At 52.4% G+C, this 7,115-nt stretch carries 6 protein-coding genes; 5 read left to right on the top strand and 1 reads right to left on the bottom strand.

All coding sequences use genetic code 11. From position 1 onward, the window contains the following. Positions 1–114: 114 nt before the first annotated feature. From tnpA to QTL79_RS05585, 4 genes are all read left to right on the top strand, one after another. Positions 115–585 carry an IS200/IS605 family transposase gene (gene tnpA / locus QTL79_RS05600; RefSeq protein ID WP_346353254.1) on the top strand — a complete coding sequence of 157 codons (471 nt, stop codon included), beginning with the start codon at positions 115–117 and terminating at the stop codon, positions 583–585. A gap of 237 nt (positions 586–822) precedes the next feature. Further along, a complete protein-coding gene (locus QTL79_RS05595; RefSeq protein WP_346353964.1) occupies positions 823–2,529 on the top strand; it encodes a sensor domain-containing diguanylate cyclase in 1,707 nt (568 codons plus the stop codon). Positions 2,530–2,559: 30 nt separating this feature from the next. Next, positions 2,560–3,090 (top strand): DUF4337 domain-containing protein, encoded by a 531-nt coding sequence (locus tag QTL79_RS05590; protein WP_346353963.1) that lies wholly within the window; start codon positions 2,560–2,562, stop codon positions 3,088–3,090. 28 nt (positions 3,091–3,118) lie between these two features. Beyond that, entirely contained in the window at positions 3,119–5,098 is a 1,980-nt protein-coding gene (locus QTL79_RS05585; protein WP_346353962.1) for an ATP-binding protein, read from the top strand. A 66-nt stretch (positions 5,099–5,164) separates the two neighbouring features. Here the strand turns inward: QTL79_RS05585 and QTL79_RS05580 are convergent, their stop codons facing one another. Continuing rightward, positions 5,165–5,623 (bottom strand): DUF441 domain-containing protein, encoded by a 459-nt coding sequence (locus QTL79_RS05580; RefSeq protein WP_346353961.1) that lies wholly within the window; start codon positions 5,621–5,623, stop codon positions 5,165–5,167. A gap of 175 nt (positions 5,624–5,798) precedes the next feature. Between QTL79_RS05580 and QTL79_RS05575 the strand changes: the two genes are divergently transcribed. Beyond that, a complete protein-coding gene (locus QTL79_RS05575; protein WP_346353960.1) occupies positions 5,799–7,061 on the top strand; it encodes a purple acid phosphatase family protein in 1,263 nt (420 codons plus the stop codon). Positions 7,062–7,115 lie beyond the last annotated feature (54 nt).

The following is a 7,115-nucleotide window of genomic DNA, read 5'->3' as shown; positions in this document are numbered from 1 at the left end:
CTAGGCGTGTGGTTCCGGAAAGCTTATAGCTATAAGTAGAAAAGAAAAGCCTCCTTTGCTAGAATAAATGCAGGTTTGCCGACCGCATAAACTAACAAAGGAGGAGTATCCAAAATGGATAACAGCAGTTTAGCACACACAAAATGGAAATGCAAATACCATATAGTTTTCGCACCGAAATACAGAAGACAAATCATATATGGGAAAATAAAAAGTGATATCGGAGTTATACTGAGAAAGCTATGCGAACATAAAGGTGTTGAAATTATAGAAGCAAGTGCTTGCCCGGATCACGTTCACATGTTGGTAAGCATACCGCCGAAAATAAGCGTGTCAAGTTTTGTGGGGTATCTAAAAGGAAAGAGTTCATTAATGATATTTGATAGGCATGCGAACTTGAAATATCGATATGGCAATCGACAGTTTTGGTGTAAAGGATACTATGTAGATACAGTAGGTCGAAATAAAAAAGCAATTGAAGAGTATATCAAAAATCAGTTAAAAGACGATGTGATCGCCGAGCAACTTACTTTGAAAGAGCTAGTTGACCCGTTCACGGGTGAGCCAGCAAAAAAGTCGAAATAAGACCCCTTTAGGGGTAGACTGAAAAGGCTATGCGGTTGGCGGACTATTCAGCGAGTCTTGAGACTCAGCCAGTATTATGCCCTTATAGGGCTAAAGCAAACCACCCGTTAGACGGGTGGTCCTGATTTATTGCAGGAGGAGTTTAACGGGGGTGGCGGCGAAGTAAGCAGGAACGAAATGCAAGTGGCCCGGCGCATCAAGTGCGGCGTTGGAGTTGGCGGAAGAAGGTGACTGCGGATGCGCCGGAAAAATGAAGAGGAGTTTTTTCTTACACGCTTATGGCGAAATTTATCGTTACGGCAAAAGCTCGGCATCGCCTTCGTCATCATGACGACGCTGCCGCTTTTAACCACCACGCTGATTACCTGGCGGCCGTATGAAGAAGCGATGACGCTTGCCGTGGAAGAGCGAAACCAGGAACAGGCCGAGCAGATCGCGAGCGAGATCGACTGGACTTTTGCCGAAAAGATACGCATGCTGAATCTTCTGGCCAACAATGAGGAGATTCTTTCGATGAACCCGGCGCGCCAGCAGCCGGTGCTGCGTTATATTGTCGAGCAGTATCCCGATGTGCAATTGGCGGTTGTGGCGGACAGGAACGGCCGCCAAGTGGCGCGCTGGGATGGGAAGAAACCTGATACGACGATCGACTACAACGAACGCCCTTATTTTCAGGTACTGAAGCAAAGCGGAAAAACGGCGATATCGGAAGTGCTTCGCGCATACAGCACGCGAAAGTTGGGCATCGTGATCGCGGAGCCGATTTACCGGGAGAATGAGAGCGAGATGAGCGGCGTGCTGATCATCAATCTCGAGCTGGAAAAATTGATTCAGCGCATCGGCGCGAAGCGAAGCGGGCAAAGCGGAGCCGCCTATGTGATCAACCAGCAGGGCAAGGTGATTATTCATCCGGAGCTGGGGCTGATCGAAAACGGTATGGACGAATCGAGCGTTGCGCCCGTGCGTACGGCGCTCTTGGGAGAAAGCGGCTGGCTCGAATATGAAAGGGACGGGAAATTGCGCTTGGTCGGCTATAGTCCCGTTGCGCGCACGAAGATGGGCGTCATTGTCGAACAGGCGAAAGAGGAAGCGATGCGCAGCGTTGATGAAATCAAGCGGCGCAGTCTGATCGTCCTGGTGCTGGCGACGACGCTGGCGGTTGCGCTCGGCCTTGCGATCGCCGGTGCGCTCTCCAAACCGATCGTCAATATCGCCGAAGCGGTGAAGCGCTTGGGCACCGGTGACTGGGGCATCCGTCTGCGCACAAAGGGGCAGGATGAGATCAATCAATTGGCGCATGCCTTCAATTCGCTGGCAGAGCAGCTGGCAAGACGCGATGCGGAAATCGGTCGGGCCAGAGAAAGTCTGGAACGGCAGGTCGAAGAACGCACGCGCGCGCTGCAGTCGGCCAATGAAGAACTGCGTCTCGTTTCGCAGCTTGACGGTCTGACGGGCATCGCCAACCGGCGTTCCTTTGATGCGGCGCTGCAGCGGGAGTGGAAAAGAGGCTTGCGCGATCAAACCTCCGTCGCGCTGATCATGCTCGATGCCGATCAATTCAAATCGTATAATGATACGTACGGACATCTCGCGGGCGACGAATGTCTGAAGTTTATTGCCGCAGAACTGAAGACTGCTGCGAAACGGGCCTCTGATCTGGCGGGCCGCTTTGGCGGCGAGGAATTTGTCCTCCTCTTGCCGGAATGTGATCTGCAGGGCGCGGCGCAAATTGCCGAGCAGATGCGCCATGCGATTGAAGCGGCCAATCTGCCGCATGCCGGTTCCAGCGTCGCAAGCTGTGTGACCGTCAGTCTGGGCGTTGCGGCGGTTTTGCCAACGCTGTCGCTCGAGGCGGATATCCTGGTGGCAGCCGCGGATCGGGCGATGTACAGAGCCAAGCAGGCGGGGCGCAATCGAGTCTGTCTGCAGGAAAATGAAAGTTAAAGAAAAAGAAAAAGAAAAAGGGGTTATCGTTTGAGCGACAATACAAATAAAAAAACATGGAAAGACAAGATCACGACTTTTATCGCGATTACGACGCTGCTGCTTGCGGCCTGCGCGACGCTGTCTGCCTTCAAGGCGGCCGGATACGGTAATCGTATGGTGCTGGCGCAAAGCCAGGCGTCGGATCAATGGGCCTATTATCAGGCGAAAAGCATAAAAGAAACCACATACAAGGTGCAGCGCGACAGTTTGGCGGCGATGACGCCGGCGGCACTGCGCAATCCTGAGGTAGTCAAGCAACTGCAAATTTTTGACCGGGAAGTGGAACGCTACCGTCAGGAACGCACTGAAATTGAGCAGGCGGCCAAGAAGCTCGAACAGGAACGCGACATGGCGCAAAAGTACAATAATGTTCTGGGGCAGGCGCTGATGTTTTTGCAGGTCGGCATCTTGCTCTCATCGCTCGCCGCGATTAACAAAACCTATCTATATTGGTATGTGGGCAGCGGCGTCGGTTCGGTTGGCATCGGATTTTTCCTTTATGCGGTACTGATCTTATAAGAGCAGGCAAAGAAAGGATGGGAGAGCCATGGAAAAACCGATTTCCTTTCGTGCAATCGTCGTGGGAGTCATTCTGTTCGGCCTCTTTCTACTTTGCGTCATCTGGGGCGGAGTATACTTAAAACTTGAAGACGAGAGGACGATTGCAATCAATAATGCCGTACGCGAGACAGGGAACTTTGCCCGTTCCTTCGAAGAGCACACGCTGCGTACGATCAAGAGCGTCGATCAGACGGTCTTATTCTTAAAATATGAATATGAAAAAAGCAATGAGTGGATCGGCATACCTGGTTACATCAAAGAAGGCCGTCTGACCGATCAGCCCTTCGTTTTGCTTGGCATCATTGATGCACGCGGCGAGCTGCGTGTCAGCAGCCAAGAACCCTTCGTCCCATCATCGTTGAAAGACCGTGAACATTTCAAAGTCCATTTGAATTCGGACAGCGACAAGCTGTTCATCAGTAAACCGGTTTTGGGACGTTCCTCCGGCAAATGGTCGATTCAGATGACGCGCAGGATCAATAAGGCGGACGGCTCCTTCGGCGGCGTTGTCGTCGTGTCGGTCGATCCGTTTTACTTCACTGAATTTTACAAACGACTTGACTTGGGGCCGGATTCATCGATTGCACTTGTTGGCACGGACGGCATCATCCGGGCCCGGCGCTCCGGCGACAATGCGGAAATCGGCCAGGATCTGAACGGCGCGCCGCTGATGGAAGCCTTGAAAGAGAAAAGCGAAGGCCACTATATTTCGAACAGCGCGGTTGATGGCACAAAACGGGTCTACAGTTATCGAACCTTACAGGACTATCCGCTCGTCGTCAGTGTCGGCGTTTCAGAAGCGGCAGTGTTTGCCGATCTGAACAAACGCAGCCAGAGCTATTATCTTGCGGCTAGCGGCAGCAGCCTGATCATCATTTTGTTCATCATGCCGCTGTTGAGGGGCCTCTGGCAGCAGAAAAAGGACAGAGACGCGCTGCAACAAGCGCGCGACGGTCTGGAAGTGCAAGTCGATATCCGGACGCAGGAACTCTTTTCGCTCAATCATGTGCTGCAACGCTCCAATGATGCGCTGCAGGGAGAAGTTGCGGAAAGAAAACGCGCGGAAACGAAGCTGGAACAAAAAAGAGCGGAAATAGAGGCGGCGTACGCCGAGTTGAAGAATATGCAGTCGCAGATCGTGCAACAGGAAAAAATGGCTTCGATCGGTCAGCTGGCGGCTGGCGTCGCGCATGAGATCAATAATCCAATGGGCTATATCATCAGCAACCTGGGGATGTTGCAAAGCTATACCGAGAAGCTGAACGCGTTCCTGGCCGTACAGGACGAGTTCAAGGCGGCGCTTTTGCAACTGCCCAAAGAGCATGTGCAATGTCAGCAGTGCCAAGAACGGATCGCTGCGTTGACGGCCGAACTGGAGCAAGCGAGAACAAGACTTGAGATTGACTATCTGTTGGCCGATACGCAGGATTTGCTGAAAGAGACGTTGGATGGCGCCGATCGGGTCAAAAAAATCGTACAGGATTTGAAAAGTTTTGCCCGCTTCGATGACGTGCGAAAAATATCCAACGTCAATGAAGGTATTGAAAGCACGGTCAATATCATTTGGAACGAGCTGAAGTACAAGGCTGCGGTCGAGAAAGATCTGGGCGTCATCCCCGATATCAACTGCAATCTGGGACAACTGAACCAGGTGTTCATGAATCTTTTGCTCAATGCGGTGCAGGCCATCGAAGGCAGCGGACGAATCGCAATCCGCAGCTGGCAGGAAGGGAAATTTATCTTCATCAGCGTTTCCGATACGGGCAAAGGGATTGAGCCGGAAGCGATAAACCGCATCTTCGAACCGTTCTACACGACGAAGGAAATTGGTGAAGGTACAGGGCTTGGATTGAGCGTCAGCTACGATATCGTCAAGAAGCATGGCGGCGAGATCAGTGTGGCAAGCGAACTCGGCCAGGGAACCACCTTTACTATCAAGCTGCCGATCTCAGATCTGAATGGCTAGAAAAGGCAAGAGGGTGTCGCAAAAAAGGTTTTAAACAACCTTTTTGCGACACCCTCTTGCTTGTAATCATTGCTTCCATAAACCGGATAAGCTGACGAGTAAAGAAACCATACCACCGGCGATGAGAGGTCCCACGGCCAGGCCGTTGAAAAAACAGACGCCGATGATCGTGCCGGTTACCAGCGCGGTCACTGTTTCCGGTGAGCCTTTCATGAACGGTACGCCTTGGGCGGCGACCCAGGCGACAAAAATTCCAACCGCTACCGCGACAAGACCGACAGGAGATTTTAGTGCACTTGCGATGTCGCCTGCGTCGATGCGCCCTTGCGCAAGCGGTACAAGAACGGCCAGGGTCAGAATGATCACGCCGATATTGATGCCGTGCGCTTCGATAAAAGGGAACCATTGGCCGAACCCGAGCAGCTTGATGAGCAGCAGAATCAGGGCAGCTATCGATACGGTATGGTTATTGCCCAATACGCCTAAGACGAGAATGATCAGCAGGGGAAGGTTTTCAAAATTCATCGAATCACATCCTGGGAAGTATTTTGCGCAGTGGCGCAAGAAGAAACGAACACTTTACCTATCATACTAAGATTGAGGGAAAAAGTCTAATGGAAGTGCTTTTCATGCTTGCATAGTGCTAAGAGCGATGATACATTTTAAAAGAGAACGAATAGCGGAAAAAGGAGAGGATGCTATGCTGCAAAGAAAACGAATAATCCAATGCGCCATGCTGTTCGGCGTCGCGGCGGTCACAGCATTGGCCTTGCTGCTGTCGGGACCGAGCGGCGCGAAGGCGGCGCCGGATCATGTCACGCTGACCTGGGCCTCCGATCCGAAAACGACGCAGACCGTGACCTGGCGAACGGACGTCACAGCGAAATCTGGGCTTGTACAATATGCGCAGGTCACGAACGGTTTCACTTTGCCCGTGAATCCCCGTACGGCACAGGCGCAGGCGGAAGAACTGGCGAGCAATGCGGGGAACATGAGCATCCATTCGGTCACGCTGACCGGTCTCATACCCGGCAGCCGTTATCTGTACCGGGTCGGTGACGGTGAAGAGTGGAGCGAGATCAACAGTTTCACGACCGCGCCGGCGCGGCCAGAAAAATTTAAGTTTTTGATGTTTGGCGATTCGCAATCCTATACGTATGAACTGTGGCAAAAGACGCTGCATCAGGCATATCAGGCCAACCAGGATGCCGCGTTTCTCGTCAACGTCGGTGATCTGGTCGATGTCGGACAGGACTACGGCCAGTGGAATGGCTGGCTTAACGCCGGAAAAGGAGTTATTGACGCAATTCCGCTTGTCCCGGTAGTCGGCAACCATGAAACGTATACGCCGGAAGCCAAATTCTCGCTGCCGACGCTTTTTACCTCACAGCTCAAGGTTCCTAGCAACGGACCGGAAGGGCTGAAGGGGCAAGTGTATTCGTTTGACTATGGCAATGTTCATTTCAGTGTGCTCGACAGTCAGCTCGGCGAAGAACGAAGTTTCGTCGCCAATATGCTGGAGCTGCAAAAAAGTTGGCTGGAACAGGACTTGGCGGCCAGCGCCAAACAGTGGAAGGTGGTGCTGATCCATCGCCCGCCCTACCATAACCGCCCGAAGCCCGGCGATGAAGAGTTGCGCGACGGATTGACGCCGCTGTTCGACAAGTATCATGTCGACATCGTCTTTGCCGGACATGATCATGATTATGTCCGCAGTTATCCGCTCTACGGCGGACAAATTATGCAAGAGTCTGCGCAAGGCACGATCTACGTGACCTGCGGCCGGAGCGGAACCAAGACATATAAGGCGACGCTGGCCAAGGACTGGGATGAATTCTTCTTCAACCCGATTGACGAGCCGAATTATATGACGGTCGAAGTCAACGGCGGCGAACTGAGCGTGAAATCGTTTATGCAAAGCGGTGCTTTGATCGACGCTTGGACAGTGCGCAAAGGAAAATAATAAAACAGCCGAGAGGTGAAGCAGGCTAAGCCCGTTCACCTCCCGGCTGTTTTA

This window comes from Azotosporobacter soli, from assembly GCF_030542965.1.
Lineage (GTDB): Bacteria > Bacillota > Negativicutes > SG130 > SG130 > Azotosporobacter > Azotosporobacter soli.
Note: the sequence above shows the minus strand (reverse complement) of the source record. Positions and strands in the feature narration are given on the sequence as shown.

Excerpts from the sequence above, each read along its gene's own strand:
- tnpA (WP_346353254.1), top strand. The coding sequence starts at position 115 with ATGGATAACAGCAGTTTAGCACACACAAAATGGAAATGCAAATACCAT.
- QTL79_RS05595 (WP_346353964.1), top strand. The coding sequence starts at position 823 with ATGCGCCGGAAAAATGAAGAGGAGTTTTTTCTTACACGCTTATGGCGA.
- QTL79_RS05585 (WP_346353962.1), top strand. The coding sequence starts at position 3,119 with ATGGAAAAACCGATTTCCTTTCGTGCAATCGTCGTGGGAGTCATTCTG.
- QTL79_RS05580 (WP_346353961.1), bottom strand. The coding sequence starts at position 5,623 with ATGAATTTTGAAAACCTTCCCCTGCTGATCATTCTCGTCTTAGGCGTA.
- QTL79_RS05575 (WP_346353960.1), top strand. The coding sequence starts at position 5,799 with ATGCTGCAAAGAAAACGAATAATCCAATGCGCCATGCTGTTCGGCGTC.